This is a genomic window from Fundidesulfovibrio soli, from assembly GCF_022808695.1.
GTDB classification, from domain to species: domain Bacteria; phylum Desulfobacterota; class Desulfovibrionia; order Desulfovibrionales; family Desulfovibrionaceae; genus Fundidesulfovibrio; species Fundidesulfovibrio soli.
Genome location: NZ_JAKZKW010000022.1, coordinates 21251 through 43591 on the forward strand (window position 1 = coordinate 21251; position 22341 = coordinate 43591).

Below are 22341 nucleotides of genomic sequence, written 5' to 3' on the forward strand. Positions count from 1 at the left end.
ACCTATGAAGCGCAGAAACTTCCTGGGACTCGCCGGCGCGGCAACGGCTACGGCCCTGGCCGGCAAGGCCCAAGCCGCCGGCGGGCATTCGTTGGACGGCTACCCCAACTCCTACGGCGTTCTCTTCGACGCCAGCCGCTGCATCGGCTGCCGCCAGTGCGAGATGGGCTGCAACAAGATCAACTCCGAGAACATCACCGAACCCTGGACCACCCTTCCCAAGAAGGACGCCAAGGCGTTCGATGAGAAGGGCCTGAACGCCAAAGCCCGTACCGACGCCACCATGTACACCCTGGTGAACAAGTACGAGCCCCAGGCCCTGGGCGGCAAGACCTCGGTGTTCAAGAAGGCCCAGTGCATGCACTGCAAGGAGCCTGCTTGCGCCTCGGCCTGCTTCGTCAAGGCCTTCACCAAGACCCCCGAGGGCGCGGTGACCTACAACGGCTCCGTGTGCGTGGGCTGCCGTTACTGCATGGTGGCCTGCCCCTGGGACGTGCCCACCTACGAGTTCAACAAGCTGATCCCCTACGTGCAGAAGTGCCACATGTGCCATCCGCACATCAAATCCGGCAAGGCCAAGCTGCCTGCCTGCGTGAACGCCTGCCCCATGGAGGCCCTCACCTGGGGCAAGCGCGAGGACCTGATCAAGGAAGCCTGGGCGCGCATCGGAAGCGTGCCCGGCCGCTACCTGCCCCATGTCTACGGCGAGCGCGAGATGGGCGGCACCAACTGGATGTACATCTCCAACGTGCCCTTCGCCCAGATCGGCCTGCGCGAAGACCTGGGCAAGACCCCGGCCCCGGAGATGACCTCCGGCGCGCTGGGTCTGGTTCCCCTGGTCGCCTGCCTGTGGCCTGTGCTGCTGGGCGGCATCTGGCAGATCACCAAGTGGAAGGACGAGCGGGCCGAGGACGAGAAACAGAAAGCCGTTGCCGAAGCGATCGCTCAAGAGCGCGCCAAGGCCGGGAAATAAAGGAGACCGACCATGAGCCAACACGATCACGGCGCTCAGCCGGTCATTTTGCCGCCCCAGGAAGCTTGGGGGGTCATCAAGAGCCTGCTCAGCCCGGTCACGTACCTGAAGTTCGCCAAGGAACATCCGATCCTCTCGCTGATCTTCCTGGTGGGCGTGGTCGTCACGGTCAACCGCTTCCTCATCGGGGGCCTGGCCGGAACCACCAACCTGGACGACAACAACCCCTGGGGCATCTGGATCAGCTTCGACCTGCTCTGCGGCGTCGCTCTGGCCGCCGGCGGCTACACCACGACGGCCGGCGCGCTGATCTTCAACATCAAGGGCCTGCGCACCGCGGTGAAGCCCGCGATCCTCACGGCCTTCCTGGGCTACGCTTTCGTCGTGTACGCCCTGCTCTACGACGTGGGCCAGCCCTGGCGCCTGCCCTACCCCGTGTTCTGGTCGCAGGGCACCAGCTCGGTGCTCTTCGAAGTGGGTCTGTGCGTCATGCTCTACGTCACCGTGCTCATGATCGAGTGGCTGCCCAACTTCACTGACTGGGTGGGCATGCAGAAGATCAGCCACGTGATCCACAAGTGCACCATCGCCCTGACCATCATGGGCATCGTGCTCTCCACCATGCACCAGTCCTCGCTGGGCATGCTGTACCTGATCGCGCCCCACAAGATGCACCCCCTGTGGTACACCTCGCACCTGCCCCTGCAGTTCTTCGTCTCCTCGATGGTTGCGGGCATGTCCATGGTCATCTTCGAAGGCACCATCTCGCACCACTACATGCACTCCCGCATGAGCCCCGAGTACAACCGGGATCATGACGGCGTGCTGTTCGCCTTCGCCAAGGCGTGTTCCATCATCCTCTTCGGCTACTTCTTCATGAAGTGGGTTCCCATTGCCGGGGAAAACAAGTGGAACTACATCTTCGACGGCAAGTACGGCCTGATGTGGTTGATCGAGATGTTCGGCTTCATCGCCATCCCCTGCTTCCTCTACGCTGTGGGCTACCGCTCCAAGAGCACCGGAACCATCAAGGCGGCGGCGACCATCTCGGTGCTGGGCATCGTGTTCAACCGCTTCAACGTCTCCTGGTTCGGCTTCAACATCCACCTGCGTCCCGAGCAGCAGTATTTCCCCTCGGTGCAGGAAATCATCGTCTCGGTGTTCGTGGTCACGCTGATCATCCTGTGCTTCCGCTTCATCTCGAAGTACATGGCCATCTTCTCCGACCACCCGTCCTACAGCAAGGGCCACCACTAAGAGAGGAGCGACGACATGGAATTCCACGTCTATCATGACCAGATGGTCTTCTCCAAGGCAGCGGCCTACATCCTGATGGCCATTGCGCTGGCCTGCTCGGTGGGCTGGTGGAAGTTCCTCACGGGCAAGGAGCCCAAGAAGAACGACGACCACTAGACCGCAGGCGAGAACATGAAACAGAAGGCCGCGGAGCGCACGCTCCGCGGCCTTTTCGTTCATACGACCGTGGGCTGGCTGTTATTGCTTGAAAGAGATGGCATTGGTTAGCTTGTTGAAGATGTACGGGGCGAACAGGCTCGATCCGCCAACTAGGAAGGTGGTCAGGTTCTCCAGGCCGGGCATGCAGCCGGTCTTGCCCAAGTACCAGACCACGACGACACCGTAGCCCATGAACAGCATGGAGACGGTAACTGTCCCGAGCATAGCGATTAGGCGGCTGGTACTTGGCGCGAAGACCTTTTCAGTATTGGCGGCCACGGCAGGCTGTTCAGCTGGCTGCTGACCACCTCCGGCCGGCCCGACGTTCTGAACCTGCGCAGTGGAACCGGCCGACGTTGTGACTTCAACCGGTTGGGGCTCAGAGAGGGCTTTAGCCAAGGACCATCCCGGGTCGCTCAGCAACATGTTCATAAGTTTGCTGTTGATGAAGAACACAGCCGCAACCACAACACCCATGAGGGCGTACAACACGCCGTCGTGTATAGGTGTCTGGGTCTGGACGCAGGGGGCTATGCCGGCGGCGTCTGCTGCCAAGCAGAGTGACGGTAAGGCAAGGAACAACACGCAAGCGTTCAGGCTGAAGGCGAAGCGCATGGTGGACCTCCGTGATGCCGGTCTGGGGGATAATGACCCGTATCAAAATTCCGCCATCGCGCAATAGAATGGCAGTATGATGAAACAATACTATATCTTATTATAAAATGATCGCTCTTGCGGGAACCGAGGGGTTTGACAACCTAGGAAAGAGTGCTGATACTTGCCATCAGCAATTTCAATGGAGGTTTCCGATGCTGACTCTTACCGATTCCGCCAAGGCGCAGATCGACGCCTTTTTTACTGATAAACCCAAATCCCCCATCAGGATTTACCTCTCCTCCGGCGGGTGCGCAGGGCCGCGTCTGGGCCTGGCCCTGGACGAGAAGAACGACGCCGACGAGGCTTTCGACGTGCAGGGCTACTCCTTCCTCATCGAGAAGGAGCTCTTCGACCAGGGCAAGCCCTTCTCCATCGACTTGACCCACATGGGCTTCGAGGTCGGCTCCACCTTGGAGCTGGGCGGCGGCGGTTGCGGCTGTTCCTCTGGCGGGGGCTGTCCGTCCTCGGGTGGCTGCGGCTCCGGCTCCTGCGGCTAGACCGTATTTTCAGCATGAAAACAGGCCCTTCCGGCAACGCCGGGAGGGCCTTTGTCTTTACCTGCCCTTGCTGGCTTCAGCCTATGTTGCGCGGCTTTATACGCATCTCCCTGCTTTGAAACGAATTCAGTGTGCAGGATCGGCGGATTTTCGTATGCGGCCCTTACAGAGGCGGTGTGGCCCATTGGGAGGCGACCGGGTGCCCCGGCTGGAGGATGCCAACTGCGCGACGGAGGGGCGTATGGACGATCTGCGCTTCAACCTGCATTGCCACGTGTTCAACCTCAAGGCCGTATTCAGCAAGAAGACGAAGCATATCATCGAACAGCGCGTGCTGGACGCCGGACTCTCGAAGGGCGTGGCCCAACTGGTGATCAAGGTGATCACAGGGCTTCTGAAGGGTCCCGAGGCCATCGAGAAGATCCAGCAGATCATCGACCCGCACGAGCACAACCCCTTCCTGGAGTTCCTCAAGGTCGCCCTCCTGGAGGATATGGACGAGGTGACCAACTGGCTCCTGGGGCAGTTGGCTGAGGATGTGATCATCACCCCGCTGATGATGGACATCACCACCCCGGATGCGGGCGACGGCAACGAGTTCCAGCGTCAAATCGATCTCACGCTGCGCCAGATGTACCGCTTCCCGGGCAGGGTGCTTCCCTTCTTCGCCTTCAACCCCTTGCGTCCAGACGCCATGGACCGCTTGAGGGCCGCCTACAGCCAGGGATTCGTGGGGGTGAAGCTCTACCCGTCATTGGGCTACTCGGTCGAGTCGGAGCAGATCGAGCAGGTGGCGCGTTACTGCGCCGCGCGCGACCTGCCCATCATGCAGCACTGCAGCAAGGGCGGCTTTTACGCCGAGAGAACCGACAGGGACAACAGCCTGCCCTCCCTCTGGAACGTCTATCTGGAAGGCTACAAGGGCCTGAAAATCTGTTTCGGCCACTTTGGCGGGGAATCGGATTTCATCACTCCCGGTTCGCAGAACAACTGGACGGACGCCATCCTCGAAATGATGCGTCTGTTCAACAACAAGGCGAGCATGGGCACGGTCTACGCCGACGTATCCTATCATACCACAGGCATGCCTGACGCCAATCCGGCAGCCTACAAGGCCAGGATCGACAGCGTGCTTGGCGAAGCGGCCTGCAGGCCCTACGTGCTCTGGGGCACGGATTCCTTCCTGGTGCGGCAGCGCGTCACCGAGCGGGAATACTGGGAGCACTTCAGAGGCGCGCTCATTCCTCAGGCTGTGGATTTCGACGCGATCAGTGTTAAGAACGCCATGGACTTCATGGGGTTCGGCGGGCCAAAGCTCGCGAACAACATCGAGAACTACGTCAAGGTCATGCGCGCCAATACCCACAGGTTCAATCCTCGGTTGGCGGCCCCCTGGCTGCGCAAGCTGCTGGGTAAACAGCCGCATATGGGCGGTTCGGGCGGATAAGGCGGGAGGACGACCCAACGGAATTGCGGGGCTCCGCCCCGCGCCCCGCCAGGGGGATGATCCCCCTGGACCCCGCAATCAATCCGGAAAGGCTGCGCCTTCCCGGATTGCCTCAGGTGCCTTCTGCCGCGATACTCGCGCACTCGAACGCGAAGCGGTTGCGGGGTGCAGGGGAGTCACTCCCCTGCCGGAGGGGTTCGGGGAGGCGGAGCCTCCCTGAGAATCATTGCTAATGAAAAGGCCCGCGCTGGACTCTGTCCAGCGCGGGCCGGGGGGGGGGGCGGGGGGCGGGCCGGGGTTTTGTTTGGTGAGGGGGGGCCGGCGGGTTGGGGGGCGGGGGCCCCCCCCTGACAATCTTTGCTATTTAAACGGCCCGCGCTGGACTCTGTCCAGCGCGGGCCTTCGATCGTCTCGCGGCGAGGCCGCGTTTATTTCTTCTTCAGGGCGGCCAGGCGGTCGGAGAGGCTCTGCTGCTCGGCGGCGGGCTTCTCACCGGCGGCTTCCTTGAGGGCCTGGGCCAGGTAAGGGTCCTCGGACTTGGGCGGGGTGAGCAGCTGGGTCTTTGTGTTGTGCACCTCGGTCTTGGCCTCAAGCTCCGCGGCCTTCTTGGACATGGCGTCGAAGGCGGTGCCGATGGTGGATGCCTGCTGCTTGATGCCGGCGACCACCTTGGCGCGCTCCTCCTGCTCCTTGGCGCGCTCCATGCGCACCTGGGCGGCGTCCATGCGGCGCTTGGCGTCGCTCAGCCGGGCGCGGGCGGTCTTCAGGCGTTCGGAGGCGTCCTTCACGGCCTGGGCCAGCTCGTTGTAGTAGCCCTTGGCCTCCTCGGCCTCGCGCAGCTCGCGGTCAACCTCAGGGACCATCTTCTCAAGCTCGCCCAGCAGGGCGGCCAGGCTGGCTTCCACCTGGGGTTTCTCCTCGGGGGAGGCGGCCTCGGCCCGGGCCTGCAGGCGTTCGGCGGCGGAGAGGCGCAGATCGTAGTTCTTCTGGATCTCCTTGGCCTCGCGGTCTTCCTTCTCCCAGGCGTTCTTGGCCGCCACCATCTGCTGGGTCAGCTTGGTGAGCGCGTCGTCGAGTTCGCCGATTTCGGCCTCGGAGGCCGTCTCGGGGTCGAACTGCACCAGCAGCTGGACGAAGCCCTGCTGGGCGTCCTGGGTCTTCTGGATGAAGAAGTGCTTCAGGAAAGTGAACATGCGATATCTCCTTGGAGTGTTAGGCGCGTCTTCTGAAGAAGATGAAATACGCGGCGCCGCCGAAGGCCACCAGGCCCACGATGGGCCAGAGCAGGCCGGAAGCGGCGTTCTTGGTTTCGATTTTAGGCTGGGCCATGACCACGTTGGGGTCCACGTCCTTGGGCAGGGCGTTGGGGTCAACGGGCACGCCGTCCTTTTTCATGGTGTCGAGCTTGGCGTTGAGCTCGTCCAACTGCTTCTTGAGGTCCGCGTTGGATTCGGAGAGCTTCTGGGCCTCCTGTTTGAAGGCCTGCACGCCCGGGTCGCTCTGGTGGTTGTGGAAGAAGCTCGAGCCTGAGGTGAGGTTCGAGAGCATGAACCACATGAACATGGCGTCCCACATGCCGAAGCTTGAATAGCTGTTGAAGGCGTAGCCAGGCGCGCTCCAGCCCCGGCCGGCGTAATAGTTGCCCCGGTAGTTGCTGTAGTCCTGGTAGGAGCCGAAGCTGCGGTTCTGGTTCAGGATGGGCTTGTTCGTGCTAACCTGGCCGGGGTTCACAGGGTTGCCGGACTTGCCGAACTGGCCCTGGTACTCCTGGTAGGACTTGGTGGCGGCGGTCTTGTTCACCGACGCGGCCCCGGAGGAGGAGAAGGCCGACGTGCCCGTGGGCTTGGTTCCCTGCTGCGAAGTCGCACCCGTGGTGTTGGACCAGCCAGGCTGCGTGGACGTGCTCTGGGCGGGCGCGCTGGCCGGGGGAGTCGTCGTGGAGCCGGAAGCCGATCCGGTGGTGCCTGAAGTTGCGCCTGAAGTGGAGCCGGAGGTCGCGGGCTTGCTCGTGGCGCTTGACCCGGAGGACCACCCGGAGGAGCTCGTGGAGCTCGTGGAACTGCCGGAGGTGCTGGGCTTGGACGAGCTGGACCAGCCGGAGGACGAGCCGGAGCGGCTGCCGCCGGAAGAGAAGGAGCCGCGGCTGGAGCTGGAGGACGTCTTGGCCAGGGACAGGGCGGCAGGCCCGAATACCATGCTGAGGGCCACAGCCAGGGCCAGGAACGTTCTGAAGCGCATCGGTGCCTCCTTAGTAGATCTTGAGCGCCTGGGGGGTCATGACCACCCCGCTGAGGATGCGGACCAGGGCCTGGCCCGGCTCGTCATCCGCCGAGACCAGCAGATACTCGCGGCTGTCGCCAAGCTCGCGGCTGTAGAGCATCATCTTGTGCTCCACCACGATGGGCTCCTTGGTGGGGTCCACGAAAATGCGCTCCTGAGCCTCCACGGGCTCGGAATACGTGCCGTCGCCCCAGTCACGGGTGTAGCGCACGCCGTCGGGGGAGGTGATGTCCGCTCCGCCGATGAGCCCGCCTTCGCCGATCCAGGTGTCCCAATCGTCCGGGGTGCCGGGGAAGACCTCCTGCAGCACCTGGAGGCAGTTCACGTCCAGGACGGTCCCGTCCTTTTGCTGTTGGAACTGGAACACGGCCTGTCTTCCGCCTGCCTTCACGTAGGCCCGTGCGATGTTCAGGCCGAACAGCTCCATGCCGGACACGGCCTCCACCACGATCTCGCCGGCAGGCAGGGGCAGGGTCAGGCCCATGCCTTCGTAGCGCAGCGCCTCACCCGGCTCCACGGCCAGGATGGCCCCGATGCGCAGGGTGTCGGGCAGCTTGGGATACTGAGGATGGTAGGAATCTTCCTTCTTTGATTTCCAGAACATGGAAGCTCCTTGGCTAGGAAGTTGGGTCCAGTAGGATTTAGTGAGGTGGCCGGGCTTTGGCAAGAAGAGCCGAACATTTCAAAGATGAAATGATGTTCATGTGCCCGGACGGCAGTTCACGCGGGCAGAAAATCGTAGGCGCCTACGCCCTGCACCAGGAGCACGCGGCATGGCTCGGGGCCAAGGCAGCGCACGCGGTGCGGGGTTCCGGCGGGGATGCGCTTGAACTCGCCCGGAGCGATGACCTCGACTTCGGAGGGGTTCCGGGTGGATATCTCGACGGAGCCCTTGAGGCAGAAGGAGGTGTCGTCCACGGCGTTGTGGCGGTGCCAGGGGATCTCCTGGCCGGGGGCGAAATCCATGAGCGTGACGCGCAGGTCAGAAGTCTGGGCGATGGTCTGCTTGCCGGCGATGGCGTAGGGGGGCGGGCTCGTCTGCATGGCTTCTCCTGGCAGGGCGCCGGGGCGGGAGGCTACCCCGGCGCGCCGAGTTGCGATTGCCTTCAGGCGTGCGCGGATTTCGCGTGGCGCATGGCAGAAAGCGCCAGGCGGGCCGCGCCATGCCCCAGGCCGCGTGCGCCTAGGACGAGGGTCCGGCGATGGCGGCGCGGGCGTGCGTGAAGCGGTACACGTCACCTTCCATCAGGAAGGGGGTGTGCACGAAGCTTTCCATCTTCGGGGTCTTGTACTTCAGGCGTCCGAAACCGCCGCACAGAGCGGTGATGGTCACGGTCTTGCGCTGCCAGGGGTTGAAGTAGATGCGCCCCAGCTTGAGCCCGGTGGCGGTGTCCTCGATCTCCACGGCCCTGGGGAAGGAGCTGTGGTTCTCGAGCTCCACGTTCACCAGAACGCCGGAGAAGAACTCGGCGAAATCCATGAGCTTGCCGTAGCGGAACTTGTAGTTCTCGCGCACGGTCTCGATCTTGCCGGCCAGAGTCTCGACCTCGTCGTCGGCGAGGTGCTGGAAGGTGTTTTTCAGGTGCGTACGCAACAGGTGAGCCTCGTCCATTGATAGCCTCCTCATGTGTTCGAGTCTTTCGTCGCCGTCTATCACCGGAAAATCGTCGTGGTCAATTTCCGAGGCCGCGCGGGCGGCCGCCATGAGCAGTGGGAGCGTTACCATCGGGATGCCTGCACGTCTTTTTGTCAAAAAAATGGGAGCCGCGCGGGCGGCTCCCAAAAGCAACATGAACTCAGGTTGTTGTAAAGCCTATTTGGAGCCCAGCAGCGAAGCGGTCTGGGTGGCGATCTCCAGCTCCTCGTTGGTGGGGATCACGTAGATGGCCACGGGCGAGTCGTCGGTGGAGATCTTGCAGACCTCGCCACGCTTGAAGCCGAAGTTGCGGTCCCGGTCGATCTTCACGCCTACGGCGCCCAGGGTGTCGCAGCTGTACTGGCGAACGTCGGGGTCGTTCTCGCCGATGCCGGCGGTGAAGACCACGGCGTCGCAGCCGTCCAGGGCGGCCAGGTAGGCGCCGATGTAGTGCTTCACGCGGTAGCAGAACATCTTCAGGGCCAGTTCGGCCTTCTTGTCGCCTTTCTCGCGGGCGGAATGGATGTCGCGCATGTCGTTCAGGCCGCAGATGCCCTTGAGGCCGCTTTCCTTGTTCAGCAGGGTGTCCACCTGTTCGATGGTGTAGCCCTTGTTGGCGGCCAGGAAGGCGTGCAGGGAGGGGTCGACGTCGCCGGAGCGGGTGCCCATCATCAGGCCCATGAGCGGGGTCAGGCCCATGGAGGTGTCCACGCACTGGCCGTTCTTAACGGCGGCCATGGAGCAGCCGTTGCCCAGGTGCACGGTGACGCAGCTGGTCTGCTCGAAGGGCTTGCCGATGATCTGGGAGAGCTTCTTGGCCACGTAGCCGTGCGAGGTGCCGTGGAAGCCGTACCGGCGGATGCCCAGCTCCTGGTAGAGGCCGAAGGGGATGGCGAAGAGGTAGGCGTAGTCCGGGATGGTGCCGTGGAAGGCGGTGTCGAACACGGCGGCCTGCTTCACGCCCGGGAACAGGGCCGTGGCGGCCTCGATGCCCATGAGCCCGGCGGGGTTGTGCAGGGGGGCCAGGGAGCAGAAGTCCTTGATGGCCTTGACCACTTCGGGGGTGATCAGGGTGGGCTGGCGGAAGGCCTCGCCGCCGTGCACCACGCGGTGGCCGATGGCGGCGATGTCGGCGGGGGTGGCCACGGGGGCCTCGCCGCCGGTGATCAGGCCCGCGCAGCGGCCCAGGGCGGCGGTGTGGTCCTTGAAGGGCTCCTCGACGGTGAGCACCTTCTGCTTGTCGGTGCCGGGGAAGGCCTTGTGCGTGATCTTGCCCATGGCGTCGCCGATGCGCTCGGCAAGGCCGGAGCAGAGCACGGCGTCGTTGTTCATGTCGATGAGCTGGTATTTGAGCGACGAGCTGCCGCAGTTGAGAACCAGGATTTTCATGCGAATGCGTCTCCTTGGAGCCTTATATTAGTGCTGCGCCTGAATGGCGGTGATAACGACGGTGTTGACGATGTCTTCCACGGTGCAGCCGCGGGAGAGGTCGTTCACGGGCTTGTTCAGGCCCTGCAGGACGGGGCCGATGGCCACGGCCGAGGCGGCGCGCTGAACGGCCTTGTAAGTGTTGTTGCCGGTGTTCAGGTCCGGGAAGATGAAGACGGTGGCCTTGCCCGCCACCGCGGAGCCCGGCATCTTCAGCGCCGCGACCTCGGGGTCGATGGCGGCGTCGTACTGCAGCGGGCCTTCCAGCAGCAGTTCGGGGGCCATCTCGTGGGCGATCTTGGTGGCCTCGCGCACCTTGTCCACCTCGGCGCCGGAGCCGGAGCTGCCCGTGGAGTAGGAGAGCATGGCGATGCGCGGCTCGACGCCGAAGGCGGCTGCGGTGTGCGCGGACTGGATCGCGATTTCGGCCAGCTGCTGGGCGTTGGGGCTGGGGTTCACGGCGCAGTCGCCGAAAACCAGCACCCGGTCGGCCAGGCACATCAGGAACACGGAGCTGACGATGGACATGCCGGGCTTGGTCTTGATGATCTGCAGGGCCGGGCGGATGGTGTCCTGGGTGGTGTTGATGGAGCCGGAAACCATGCCGTCGGCCTGGCCCATCTGCACCATCATGGTGCCGAAGTAGGTGGGGGAGAGCATCTGGTCGCGGGCCATCTCCTCGGTGACGCCCTTGGCTTTGCGCATGTCGTAGTAGGTGTGCCAGTACTGCTCGTAGAACTCGGACTTGGCCGGGTTGACGATGTTCGCGCCGGAGAGGTCCAGGCCCAGCTGGGAGATCAAGGGCTGGACCTCGTCCTCCTTGCCCAGGATGGTCAGGTCGGCCACGCCGCGGCGCAGCAGGATGTCGGCGGCCTTGAGGATGCGGTTGGAGGTGCCCTCGGGCAGCACGATGTGCTGGCGCTGGAGCTTGGCCTTGTCGATCAGGCTGTACTCGAACATCTTGGGCGTGATCTTGGAGGAGCGCTTGGCCTCCAGGCGGGAGCGGAAGTCCTCGCCGTTGACGTGCTTCTCGAAGGTGCCCAGGGCGGAGGCGATCTTCTTCTGGTCGTCGGACTCGATGCGTCCGTAGAGGTCCATGAGGATGCGGGCCACCTTGTAGGTGTGGCCCTCGGCCAGCAGCACCGGCAGGGGCACGCCGGTCCACCCGTCGATGAGCTTCTTGATGCTGGCGGTGGGCTCGATGCCGCCGGTGAGCACGATGCCGGCCACGTCCTGGTAGGCGGTGGACAGGCGGGAGGCGTAGCAGCCGAGCACCACGTCGGCGCGGTCGCCCGGGGTGATGACCAGGGCGCCCTTCTTGATGTATTCCAGGAAGTTGCCCACCTGCATGGCGGCCACGATGTAGTCGTCGATGGGGGTGTCGAGCTGGTCCTGCCCGTAGAGCACCTGCGCGCCCAGCCACTTGGTCACGTCGGCCACGGTGGGCTTGCCCAGGGTGGCGTCCTCGGGGATGGCGTAGCTCAGGCAGTCCTGCCCGCCGATGTACTTGCAGGTCAGGCCGTTGAGGACCTTCTCCTCGAAGCCGGGGTCCACGCGGTTGACGATGGTGGCGAAGATGTCCAGGCCCTTCTCAGAGAAGGTGTCGATGGCGATCTGGGTGGAGGCGATGAGCTTGTCGGCGGGCTTGTCCAGGCCGTTGGAGACCAGGATCACCGGGCAGCCGATGTTGGACGCGATCTCGGCGTTGATGTCGGACTCGAAGGCCAGGTCGCTGCCCAGGAAGTCCGTGCCTTCGAGCAGCACGAAGTCGTACTTGGACTCGAGCTCCTTGTACTTGGCAAGGATGTTCTCGATCATCACGGTGTGCTTGCCCTGGTTGATCATGTCGCGGGCCTGGTCCAGGGTGTAGACGAAGGTGTCCTCGTAGCGCATGTTCAGGTAGAACTGCGAGAGGATCAGGTTGATGTCGTGGTCTTTCTTGCCCTGTGCGGAGCCGGAGATGATGGGGCGGAAGAAGGCGACGCGCTGGAAATCCTTCAGGAGCAGCTGCATCACGCCCAGGCAGATGGCGGATTTGCCGCTGCGGGCCTCGGTGGCTATGATATAGAGATTTTTAGCCATGCGATTCTCCTCGTTTGCAAATGGGTGGGTGGTGCCGGCGGGAAGAGAAGGATGCCGCCGGATGAACGGGTGAACCAATATGGAGGCCGGTTTGCGGCCTGAGAAGTCGGATAGCCGGCGCGCAGGCCGGGGCGTCGGGCGACGTATATGCGGAGGCAGGCGCGTTGTGGCGCGCCCGGAAAGGCAGGGTGGGGGTCATGACGGTCCACGCAAGGATTGTGCTCCGGCGGGGCGCGGCCCCGTCGAAACTGGATTCGCAGGCCCTAACAAGGACCGTGCCAGATGTCCATGTTTGGCAATGGTGCATGATTTCAAGCCGTTGCTGATTCCCGTCATCTGCACTCTAGACTTATTTTCCAGACAAAACCAGAAGTGAATTGGAGCCGCGGGGTGGCGTTCCCTCATGGCGGCGGAGGACATGGGTGGTGTGGAATGTTCAACCGCCCGGATACGCAGGGAATGTTTCGAGTAAGGCTCCGCGATGTCCGGTAAACCGGACAGGTCCGAATTGCGGGACGGAGCGTATCGTGTTGGGTGGGGATGGGCGGGGAGTTCAGCCTGCGCGCAGAATATCCCGTGCCTCCTGCTCCGTGAGCGGCCTTCCCAGGCGTTCCGAGGCCTCGCGCACGCGGCTCACCAGCTTCTCCACATCCACGGCCGCCGGGTCGATGCCCATTTCGTTGAGCTTGGCGGCCACGGCCGCGCGCCCGCTCTTCTTGCCCAGGGCCGTGGAGCGCGTAAGGCCCAGCCGGGCCGGGTCGTAAGGCTCGAACAGGGCCGGGTCGCGGGCGATGCCGTGCACGTGCAGGCCCGTCTCGCAGGCGAACTGCCCGGTCCCGGCCACGGCCTTGCGCGGCGAAATCTCGATGCCGGCGGCCAGGGCCACGGCTTCGCACAGCCCCGGCAGCTCCGCAACGGCGTAGTCGCGTCCCAGGCGCAGGTGCAGGTAGGCGGCCAGCTCCTCGGTGCAGGCCAGCCCGGCGCGCTCGCCCAGGCCCAGCACCGTGCAGTCGGCGTAGTCGGCCCCGGCCAGCAACCCGGCCAGGGCGTTGCCCGTGCCCAGCCCGAAATCGTCGTGGCAGTGCACGCCCACGGCGATGTTCACCCCCGCCTTGAGCCGGGCCACGGCCTCGGCCACCGAAAGCGGATTCCAGACCCCCACCGTGTCGGAGAGCCGCACCCGCGCGGCCCCTGCCGACTGGGCGGCCAGCGCCGCGCGCATCAGGAAGTCCGGGTCGGCGCGTGAGGCGTCCTCCAGGCCCACGGAGACCCGGGCCGCGCCCAGCTCCCCGGCCAGGGCCACGTGGCGGGCCAGGTGCTCCAGGAGCTGGTCCTCCTCCATCTTCAGGCGGGTGCGCATGTGCGCGGCCGAGACGGGCAGGCCCATGTGCAGCCAGTCCGCGCCCAGGGGGGCGGCCGTCTCGATGGCGTCGCGGCGGCAGGCAGTCCACACCGAAACGGGCGGGGCGCCGTCGCGGGCGCGGGCCAGCGCCAGCAGGGCGGCCAGGCTCTCGTCGCGCCCGGCCACGCCAAGCTCCAGCTCGTCCACGCCAAGGCGGCAGAGCCGCTCCAGGATGTCGGCCTTCTGCTCCGGGCGGAAATAGACCCCGAAGCACTGCTCGCCTTCGCGCAAGGTGGAGTCGATAAGCTTCACGGCGTCCCGCCCTCAGCCCTGCGGGCTTCCCTTACCAGGAGCTTGGCGAAGTCGCGGGCGGGCACCGGCCGGGAGAAGAGATAGCCCTGGAAGCCGCCGCCGCAGCCCAGCGATTTCAGGAAATCCAGCTGCGCCTGCGTCTCCACGCCTTCCGCAACCACTTCCAGGCCCAGGTTCCTGGCGATGGAGACCACCGAGTTGACGATGGCCGCGTCCTCCGGGTCGCCGGGCAGGCCACCGATGAAGGATCTGTCTATCTTGAGCGTGGAGATGGGCAGCCGCTTGAGGTAGCTCAGCGACGAGTAGCCCGTGCCGAAGTCGTCCAGGGCCACGGTGATGCCCATGACGGTCAGGGCGGAGAGGCGGCTGTGGGCCTGCTCGAATCCGGTGAGGAACAGGCTCTCGGTCACCTCCAGCTCCAGGCTGGCGGGCGGCAGGCCCGTGCGCTCCAGGATGGCCATCACCGTATCCACCAGGTTGGGCTGCTCCAGCTGCCGGGCGGAGAGGTTCACGGCCAGCTTCAGGTGGGCGTGGCCCTCGTCGGCCCAGATGCGGGCCTGCCTGCAGGCCAGCTCCAGCACGAGCTCGCCCAGGGGGACGATGAGGCCGGTCTCCTCGGCCAGGGGGATGAATTCGGCCGGCGAGACCATGGTCCCGTCGGAGCGGTGCCAGCGCACCAGGGCCTCCATGCCCTGGATGGCCCCCGAGGCCAGGTCCACCTTGGGCTGGTAGTGCACGCTGAACTCCTCCCGGGCCAGGGCCTTGCGCAGGTCGTTCTCCATCTGCAGGGCGCGCAGCACCTTGTCGCCCAGGTCCTCCGTGAAGAAGGCGTAGCCGCTGGGGCCGGAGCGCTTGGAGGTGTACATGGCGATCTCGGCGTTGCGCATGAGCTGGCCCGGGTCCGCGCCGTCGTTGGGGGAGATGGCGATGCCCACGCTGGCCGAGATGCGCAGCTCCTGGCCCATGATCTCGAGCGGCGCGGCCAGGCTGGTCAGGATGCGGCCCGCCACGTGGGCGGCGTCCTCCGGGTCGCGCAGCCCGGTGAGCAGCATGTAGAAGGTGTCGCCCCCGTAGCGGGAGAGGGTGTCGGCCTGTCGCAAAAGCGGGGTCAGCCTGCGGGCGACCTCCGCCAGGAGCTGGTCCCCGGCCCTGTGCCCCAGACTGTCGTTGACGGCCCGGAAGCGGTCGAGGTCCAGGCAGATCACGCCCAGCAGGCTCCCGTCGTTGGCTCTGTTGCGCAGGGCCACGCCCAGGCGGTCCTGGAAGAGGAAGCGGTTGGGCAGGTTGGTCAGGGCGTCGTGGTAGGTCTGCCGGCGGATCAGGTCCTTGTCGCGCTTGATGTCCGTCAGGTCGTGGAACACGGCCACATAGCGCTGGAGCGCGCCCGAGCCGTCTCGCACGGCGGTGATGGCCAGCCACTCGGGGTAGGCCTCGCCGGACTTGCGGCGGTTCCAGATTTCGCCGGACCAGTGGCCCTTCTCGGCCAGGGTGCGCCACATGTCGGCGTAGAATGCGTCGTCGTGGCGGTCGGATTTCAGCACGCGCGGGTTGTGGCCCACGACCTCACCGGCCTCGTAGCCGGTGATGGTCGTGAATGCGGGGTTAACCCACTCGATGCTGCCGTCCGGGGCCGTGACGGAGACGCCCTCGCGGCAGACCCCGAGCACGGTGTGCAGAAGACGCAGGATCTCGTCCTGCGAGAACCTGGGATATGGGGAATCCATGTACTCCAGCCTTTGCCGTCGGGCCTGCCGGTTAGAAGAATTGCAGCAGCATGCGAGTGGCCATGATGAACAGGAAGACCGCGAAGACCTTCTTGAGCTTGGCCACGGGCAGCTTGTGGGCGATCTTCGCGCCGGTGGGGGCCGTGAGCATGCTGCAGACCACCAGCCCGATCAGCGCGGGGATGTAGATGAAGCCCAGGGTGGCGTCGGGCAGGCCCGCCTTGCCCAGGCCGCCGAAGATGTAGCCCACGGTGCCGGCCAGGGCGATGGGGAAACCGATGGCCGCCGAGGTGCCCACGGCCTGGTGCATGGGGATGTTGCACCAGGTCATGAACGGCACGGAGAGGGTGCCGCCGCCGATGCCCACCAGGGCGGAGATGACGCCGATGCCGGAACCCACCCCGAAGATGCCCTTGGTGTCGGGTATCTCGCGGGTGGGCTTGGGCTTGATGTTCAAGAACATCTGGAAGGAGACGTAGTAGAGGAAGAAGACGAAGAAGCCCTTGAGGAACCCGCTGGAGAGGATGGAGGCCAGCCAGCTGCCCGCCAGGGTGCCCACGATGATGCCGGGGGAGATGGCCTTGACCACGTTCCAGCGCACGGCGCCGTGCCTGTGGTGGGCGCGCATGCTGGAAACGGAGGTGAACATGATGGAGGCGAGCGAGGTGCCCAGGGCCATCTGCATCATGTACTCTTGTGGCATGCCCTGCATGGTGAAGAGCACGGACAGAACGGGGACGATGACAATGCCGCCTCCGACGCCCAGGAGCCCGGCCAGGACTCCCGCCACGGCGCCAGCGAAGGCGTACAGCAGCCAGTACGTAACCATCGGATACTCCAGATCGAAAAATTGCGGCGCAGGGCGCCGCTGGGCCAGGACTACTGGCTTTTGCCGCCGATGTCGACAATCCCCGCCGGGCGATATCGAGCGCCGTCAGGCTCTCCCGGCTGAAACCGGGCCAGGGCCGCCCCGTCGGTCTTTCGCTCGCCCCCGGTTTTCCGGAGAGAGCCGACACCAGTGGGCACTGATCTTACAAAAAGGAGAACAAAATTGTAAACTATTTTGAAACATCTTGGCGCGACATCTCTGCGAGCCACTATCTGCCAGCTTTGGCCGAACTCCCCGCAGCCCGCCCCAGCTAACGATTTTACCAAATTTGCAAAAAACATCCTGTTTTTGGCACGGCGCTTGCCTTATGCCTTGCGTATTTCAACTCGACCCCATCCCCTTTCGGAGGTTTGTCATGAGAAAGATCGCAATTTACGGCAAAGGCGGCATCGGCAAGTCCACCACCACCCAGAACACCGTGGCCGGTTTGGCCACGCTGGGCAAGAAGGTCATGGTCGTGGGCTGCGACCCCAAGGCCGACTCCACCCGCCTGCTCCTCGGCGGCCTGCAGCAGAAGACCGTGCTCGACACCCTTCGTGAGGAAGGCGAGGACGTGGAACTCGAAGACATCCTGAAGCCCGGCTTCAAGGGCACCATGTGCACCGAGTCCGGCGGCCCCGAGCCCGGCGTCGGCTGCGCCGGCCGCGGCATCATCACCTCCATCAACCTGCTCGAGCAGCTGGGCGCCTACACCGACGACAAGCAGCTCGACTACGTCTTCTACGACGTTCTCGGCGACGTCGTCTGCGGCGGTTTCGCCATGCCCATCCGTGAAGGCAAGGCCCAGGAGATCTACATCGTCGTCTCCGGCGAGATGATGGCCATGTACGCCGCCAACAACATCTGCAAGGGCATCGTGAAGTTCGCCGAAGCCGGCGGCGTGCGCCTGGGCGGGCTGATCTGCAACTCCCGCAAGGTCGACCGCGAGCTGGACCTGATCACCGCCCTGGCCGACCGCCTCGGCACCCAGATGATCCACTTCGTCCCCCGCGAGAACCAGGTGCAGCGCGCCGAGCTCAACCGCAAGACCGTCATCGATTTCTCGCCCGAGCACCCGCAGGCCAACGAGTATCTGGCCCTGGCCTCCAAGATCCAGGACAACCAGAAGTTCGTCATCCCGACTCCGCTGCCCATCGAGGAGCTGGAATCCCTGCTGGTGGAATTCGGCATCGCCAACTAGCGGCCGACGGAACAACCATAGAGCAAGACAGGAGAAAGCAGCATGTCCCTTATCATGATCCGTTCCATCGTCCGCCCCGAGAAGGCCGACGACGTGATGGCCGCCCTCATGGACGCCGGCTTCCCGGCAGCCACCAAACTCGCGGTCGCCGGCCGCGGCAAGCAGCGCGGCATCAAGATCGGCGAAGTGACCTACGACGAGATTCCCAAGGTCCAGATCATGACGGTCGTGTCCGAGAAGGACAAGGACTACGTGATCAAGACCATCGTTGACTCCGCCCGCACCGGCGGGAAGGGCAACTTCGGCGACGGCAAGATCTTCGTCACCCCCGTGGAGGAGATGTACACCATCAGCTCCGGCGTGAAGGAGACCGACCTGTCCAGCATCGGGGAGGCCAGGCCATGAAGGAAGTCATCGCCATCGTTCGCATGAACAAGATGAACCAGACCAAGAAGGCGTTGACCGACGCGGGTATCGCGGCCTTCTTCGCCCACGAGGCCTGGGGACGCGGCAAGGGGCTGGTGAACTCGATCGTGGCCGCGGGCGCGGCCCAGGGCTACCAGGAAGCGGCCGAAGTGCTCGGCAGCAAGGGCAAGCTCTTCGCCAAGCGCCTGATCACCGTGGTGGTGCCCGACGAGAAGGTGAGCACCGTGGTGGACGCCATCATGGCCGCCAACAAGACCGGCCAGGCCGGCGACGGCAAGATCTTCGTGGTGCCCATGGCCGACTCCGTGCGCGTGCGCACCAGCGAGAGCGGCACCTGCGCCATCGAGTAACCGGCTCCACGAGCCCCGAAACGGAGCCCCTGAAGAGGAAGCATTATGGACGCCCCGATCACAGATAAGGTCGCCCCGGCGATCGACCCTGAAGAAGTAAAGAAGGAGCTTCTGGCCAAGTACCCGCCCAAGGTCGGCCGCAAGCGCTCCCAGCAGATATTCATCAAGGAAAACGAGGGTCCCGAGGACCGCGAGGTGCTCTCCAACGTGCGCACCGTCCCCGGCATCGTGACCATGCGCGGCTGCACCTACGCGGGCTGCAAGGGCGTTATTCTCGGCCCCACGCGCGACATCGTGAACATCACCCACGGCCCCATCGGCTGCGGCTTCTACTCCTGGCTGACCAGGCGCAACCAGACCGACGCGTCCGCCCCCGGCGCGGAGAACTACATCCCGTACGCGTTCTCCACCGACATGCAGGACGAGGACATCATCTTCGGCGGCGAGAAGAAGCTCAAGAGGGCCATCCAGGAAGCCTACGACCTGTTCAAGCCCAAGGCCATCGCCATCTTCTCCACCTGCCCCGTCGGCCTCATCGGCGACGACGTGCACGCCGTGGCCCGTGAGATGAAGGCCCTGCTCGGCATCAACATCTTCGGCTTCTCCTGCGAGGGCTACAAGGGCGTCTCGCAGTCGGCCGGCCACCACATCGCCAACAACAAGATCTTCACCGAGGTCATCGGCACCTCCGACACGCCCAACCGCACCGGCAAGTACAACATCAACATGCTGGGCGAGTACAACATCGGCGGCGACGCCTTCGAGATCGAGCGCATCCTGGACAAGTGCGGCATCACCGTGAATGCCACCTTCTCCGGCAACTCGACCTACAACGACTTCGCCTCCGCCCAGATGGCCGACCTCTCCTGCGTCATGTGCCACCGCTCCATCAACTACGTGGCGGACATGATGGAGACCAAGTACGGCATCCCCTGGATCAAGGTGAACTTCATCGGCGCCCACGCCACGGCCAAGAGCCTGCGCCGCATCGCCGCCCACTTCGGCGACCCCGAGCTGATCGCCAAGGTCGAGGAGGTCATCGCCGAAGAAATGCCCCTGGTCGAAGAGGCCCTAGCCAAGATCAAGCCCCGCACCACGGGCAAGACCGCGATGCTCTTCGTGGGCGGCTCCCGCGCGCACCACTACCAGGAGCTCTTCGCCGAGCTCGGCATGACCACCCTGGCCGCCGGCTACGAGTTCGCCCACCGCGACGACTACGAAGGCCGCCACGTCATCCCGACCATCAAGATCGACGCCGACTCCCGCAACATCGAGGAGCTGCACGTCGAGGCCGACCCCGAGCGCTACAGCCCCCGCATGAGCGAGGAGGACATGAAGGCCCGCGAGGCCGCCGGCTGGAAGTACAAGGAGTACGAAGGCCTGGTCCCCGACATGGCGCCCAAGACCATGATCATCGACGACCTCAACCAGTACGAGGCCGACAAGCTGATCGAAATGTACAAGCCCGACATCTTCTGCGCCGGCATCAAGGAGAAGTACTCCGTGCAGAAGATGGGCGTGCCCCTGAAGCAGCTGCACTCCTACGACTACGGCGGTCCGTACGCCGGGTTCCGGGGCGCTGTGAACTACTACAAAGACATCGACAGGATGGTGAACACCAAGGTCTGGAGCAAGGTCAAGGCTCCCTGGGCCGCGGACGGCCCCGAACTCACCGCCTGCTACGTGGCCGGCTAGGAGGAACTACCATGGCTATGCTCAGACACACACCGGCCGAAATCACGGTCGACCGCACGGCCCTGACCATCAACCCGGCCAAGACCTGCCAGCCCGTCGGCGCCATGTACGCCGCCCTGGGCATCCACGGGTGCATGCCGCACTCCCACGGCTCCCAGGGATGCTGCGCCTACCACCGCTCCGCGCTGACCAGGCACTACAAGGAGCCAGTCACCGCGGCCACCAGCTCCTTCACGGAAGGCTCCTCGGTGTTCGGCGGGCAGGCCAACCTGCTCACCGCCATCCAGAACATCTTCTCCGTGTACGAGCCCGAGGTCGTGGCGGTGCACACCACCTGCCTCTCCGAGACCATCGGCGACGACATGACCCAGATCGTGGAGAAGGCCCGCTCCGAGGGCAAGGTGCCCGCGGGCAAGCACGTGATCTACTGCAACACCCCCTCCTACGTGGGTTCGCACGTCACGGGCTACTCCAACATGGTGCAGGGCATGGTCAAGAACCTGGCCAAGTCCTCCGGCGCCAAGAACGGCAAGGTCAACGTGATCCCCGGCTTCTGCGAGCCCTCGGACATGGCCGAGATCAAGCGCCTGGCCAAGCTCATGGGCGCGGACGTGACCATGTTCCCGGACACCTCGGGCGTGATGGACGCCCCCCTGACCGGCAAGTACGAGATGTTCCCCAAGGGCGGCGCCACCGTCGAGGAGATCATGTCCTCCGGCGACGCCGTGGGCACCATCGCGCTGGGCCAGTGGGCCACCGCCGCCCCGGCCAAGTACCTGGACGCCGAGTTCAAGGTCCCCTGCGAGATCATGGGCCTGCCCTTCGGCATCGAGGACACCGACGCCTACATCATGGCCCTCTCCAAGATGAGCGGCAAGCCCGTGCCCGCCTCCATCGACTTCGAGCGCGGCCAGGTGGTGGACGTCCTCTCCGACTACAGCCAGTACTTCTACGGCAAGCGCGTTGCCCTGGCCGGCGACCCCGACCAGATCATCGGCCTGACCAAGTTCCTGGTGGAGCTGGACATGGTCCCGGCCTACATCGTCTCCGGCACCCCCGGCAACAAGCTGGAGAAGGCCATCCGCGAGATCACCAAGGACGTGCCCGCCGAAGTCAAGTTCAAGTGCCCCGGCGACATGTTCCTGCTGCACCAGTGGATCAAGCAGGAGCCCGTGGACCTGCTGATCGGCAACTCCTACATGAAGTACATCGCCCGCGACGAGGACATCCCCCTGATCCGCCACGGGTTCCCCATCGTCGACCGCTTCGGCCACTCCATGTTCCCCACCGTGGGCTACAAGGGCGCCCTGCGGCTGATGGAGAAGATCCTCGACGCCCTGCTCACGCGCCGCGACCGCGACGCCTCCGAGACGGAGTTCGAGCTGGTCTACTAGACGACGCATCGGGGGTGCGCGCCCCCGTCCTTACCATACCGCCCGGCCCGCGCGCGGCCCCGAAAGGGGGGCGCGGGGGCCGGGCGGTAACTCAAAGAGGAGTACGGACATGGTCAACAAGCCCAAACACCATATCCTGGTCTGCAACAGCTTCCGCGCCAAGGGCGAGCCCAAGGGCGTCTGCTTCAAGGCCGGCGGCGGCATGCTGCAGTACATGGAGACCGAAATCCTGGACCGCGGCCTGGACATCCTGATCACCGGCTCCGGCTGCCTCAAGCAGTGCGAGCAGGGCCCCGTGATGATCGTCTACCCCGAGCAGTGGTGGTACGGCGGCATCGACTCCGAGGAGAAGGTGGACGAGATCCTGGACGCGCTGGAGAACGGCGAGCCCTGCGAAGACTACCTGATCTAGACTTTACGCCCCGGCCGGAGAGCGAAGAGAGCGCGCTCCCCGGTCGGGCGCACGACTTCATGCCGGGTGCCAGGCCGGCGTGATGGGCCTCCTGCCTGCCTCAGCCTCAGGGAGAAGGGGGCCCCCCCCCAGCGGGGCGGCCCGCGGGGGGGTTTGAGTTGA

At 64.6% G+C, this 22341-nt stretch carries 22 protein-coding genes; 11 read left to right on the top strand and 11 right to left on the bottom strand.

Features of this window, described 5'->3' with window-relative positions:
• Window positions 1–4 precede the first annotated feature (4 nt).
• From hmcB to hmcD, 3 genes are read left to right on the top strand one after another with little or no spacing between them, the layout of a single operon-like run.
• Entirely contained in the window at window positions 5–973 is a 969-nt protein-coding gene (hmcB, locus tag MLE18_RS15230) for a sulfate respiration complex iron-sulfur protein HmcB (protein WP_243439660.1), read from the top strand.
• A 12-nt stretch (window positions 974–985) separates the two neighbouring features.
• Window positions 986–2230, top strand: coding sequence for a sulfate respiration complex protein HmcC (gene hmcC, locus MLE18_RS15235; RefSeq protein WP_243439661.1), 1245 nt, complete (start codon window positions 986–988; stop codon window positions 2228–2230).
• A gap of 15 nt (window positions 2231–2245) precedes the next feature.
• Window positions 2246–2386 (top strand): sulfate respiration complex protein HmcD, encoded by a 141-nt coding sequence (gene hmcD / locus MLE18_RS15240; RefSeq protein ID WP_243439662.1) that lies wholly within the window; start codon window positions 2246–2248, stop codon window positions 2384–2386.
• A gap of 81 nt (window positions 2387–2467) precedes the next feature.
• Here the strand turns inward: hmcD and MLE18_RS15245 are convergent, their stop codons facing one another.
• Window positions 2468–3043 carry a hypothetical protein gene (locus MLE18_RS15245; protein ID WP_243439663.1) on the bottom strand — a complete coding sequence of 192 codons (576 nt, stop codon included), beginning with the start codon at window positions 3041–3043 and terminating at the stop codon, window positions 2468–2470.
• A 194-nt stretch (window positions 3044–3237) separates the two neighbouring features.
• Between MLE18_RS15245 and MLE18_RS15250 the strand changes: the two genes are divergently transcribed.
• Window positions 3238–3582 carry an IscA/HesB family protein gene (locus tag MLE18_RS15250; protein ID WP_243439664.1) on the top strand — a complete coding sequence of 115 codons (345 nt, stop codon included), beginning with the start codon at window positions 3238–3240 and terminating at the stop codon, window positions 3580–3582.
• Between the two features lie 241 nt (window positions 3583–3823).
• Window positions 3824–5029: an amidohydrolase family protein gene (locus tag MLE18_RS15255; RefSeq protein WP_243439665.1), complete on the top strand. Its 1206-nt coding sequence runs from the start codon at window positions 3824–3826 to the stop codon at window positions 5027–5029.
• Window positions 5030–5457: 428 nt separating this feature from the next.
• Here MLE18_RS15255 and MLE18_RS15260 read toward each other — a convergent pair whose 3' ends face one another.
• The 10 genes from MLE18_RS15260 to MLE18_RS15305 form a co-directional block, all read right to left on the bottom strand.
• Window positions 5458–6222: a hypothetical protein gene (locus MLE18_RS15260; RefSeq protein ID WP_243439666.1), complete on the bottom strand. Its 765-nt coding sequence runs from the start codon at window positions 6220–6222 to the stop codon at window positions 5458–5460.
• Between the two features lie 19 nt (window positions 6223–6241).
• Window positions 6242–7267 carry a hypothetical protein gene (locus MLE18_RS15265; protein WP_243439667.1) on the bottom strand — a complete coding sequence of 342 codons (1026 nt, stop codon included), beginning with the start codon at window positions 7265–7267 and terminating at the stop codon, window positions 6242–6244.
• A 10-nt stretch (window positions 7268–7277) separates the two neighbouring features.
• On the bottom strand, window positions 7278–7913 hold the full coding sequence (locus tag MLE18_RS15270) for a DUF2491 family protein (RefSeq protein ID WP_243439668.1): 636 nt from the start codon (window positions 7911–7913) through the stop codon (window positions 7278–7280).
• Window positions 7914–8029: 116 nt separating this feature from the next.
• A complete protein-coding gene (locus MLE18_RS15275; protein ID WP_243439669.1) occupies window positions 8030–8353 on the bottom strand; it encodes a cupin domain-containing protein in 324 nt (107 codons plus the stop codon).
• A gap of 139 nt (window positions 8354–8492) precedes the next feature.
• Window positions 8493–8921, bottom strand: coding sequence for a hypothetical protein (locus MLE18_RS15280; RefSeq protein ID WP_243439670.1), 429 nt, complete (start codon window positions 8919–8921; stop codon window positions 8493–8495).
• A gap of 201 nt (window positions 8922–9122) precedes the next feature.
• Window positions 9123–10334 (bottom strand): acetate kinase, encoded by a 1212-nt coding sequence (locus MLE18_RS15285; RefSeq protein WP_243439671.1) that lies wholly within the window; start codon window positions 10332–10334, stop codon window positions 9123–9125.
• A gap of 27 nt (window positions 10335–10361) precedes the next feature.
• Complete coding sequence (pta, locus tag MLE18_RS15290) at window positions 10362–12455, bottom strand: phosphate acetyltransferase (RefSeq protein ID WP_243439672.1); 2094 nt, start codon at window positions 12453–12455, stop codon at window positions 10362–10364.
• A gap of 553 nt (window positions 12456–13008) precedes the next feature.
• A complete protein-coding gene (locus MLE18_RS15295; RefSeq protein WP_243439673.1) occupies window positions 13009–14109 on the bottom strand; it encodes a LeuA family protein in 1101 nt (366 codons plus the stop codon).
• Window positions 14106–15833 carry a putative bifunctional diguanylate cyclase/phosphodiesterase gene (locus MLE18_RS15300; RefSeq protein ID WP_243439674.1) on the bottom strand — a complete coding sequence of 576 codons (1728 nt, stop codon included), beginning with the start codon at window positions 15831–15833 and terminating at the stop codon, window positions 14106–14108. Before MLE18_RS15300 ends, MLE18_RS15295 begins: the two co-directional genes overlap by 4 nt.
• Window positions 15834–15864: 31 nt before the next feature.
• The gene (locus MLE18_RS15305) at window positions 15865–16662 is read right to left on the bottom strand and encodes a sulfite exporter TauE/SafE family protein (RefSeq protein ID WP_243439675.1); all 798 of its coding nucleotides are present in this window, start codon (window positions 16660–16662) and stop codon (window positions 15865–15867) included.
• A gap of 415 nt (window positions 16663–17077) precedes the next feature.
• On the opposite strand from MLE18_RS15305, the gene nifH reads away from it, so the two are divergent.
• The 6 genes from nifH to MLE18_RS15335 all read left to right on the top strand — a co-directional run bounded on the left by nifH (window position 17078) and on the right by MLE18_RS15335 (window position 22179).
• Complete coding sequence (gene nifH / locus MLE18_RS15310) at window positions 17078–17902, top strand: nitrogenase iron protein (RefSeq protein ID WP_243439676.1); 825 nt, start codon at window positions 17078–17080, stop codon at window positions 17900–17902.
• A gap of 42 nt (window positions 17903–17944) precedes the next feature.
• On the top strand, window positions 17945–18307 hold the full coding sequence (locus tag MLE18_RS15315; RefSeq protein WP_243312570.1) for a P-II family nitrogen regulator: 363 nt from the start codon (window positions 17945–17947) through the stop codon (window positions 18305–18307).
• Window positions 18304–18678: a P-II family nitrogen regulator gene (locus tag MLE18_RS15320; RefSeq protein ID WP_243439677.1), complete on the top strand. Its 375-nt coding sequence runs from the start codon at window positions 18304–18306 to the stop codon at window positions 18676–18678. Before MLE18_RS15315 ends, MLE18_RS15320 begins: the two co-directional genes overlap by 4 nt.
• Before the next feature lie 45 nt (window positions 18679–18723).
• Window positions 18724–20373, top strand: coding sequence for a nitrogenase molybdenum-iron protein alpha chain (gene nifD / locus MLE18_RS15325; RefSeq protein ID WP_243439678.1), 1650 nt, complete (start codon window positions 18724–18726; stop codon window positions 20371–20373).
• 11 nt (window positions 20374–20384) lie between these two features.
• Window positions 20385–21767 (top strand): nitrogenase molybdenum-iron protein subunit beta, encoded by a 1383-nt coding sequence (gene nifK, locus MLE18_RS15330; RefSeq protein ID WP_243439679.1) that lies wholly within the window; start codon window positions 20385–20387, stop codon window positions 21765–21767.
• Window positions 21768–21876: 109 nt separating this feature from the next.
• Window positions 21877–22179: a (2Fe-2S) ferredoxin domain-containing protein gene (locus tag MLE18_RS15335; RefSeq protein ID WP_243312566.1), complete on the top strand. Its 303-nt coding sequence runs from the start codon at window positions 21877–21879 to the stop codon at window positions 22177–22179.
• Window positions 22180–22341: the final 162 nt, after the last annotated feature.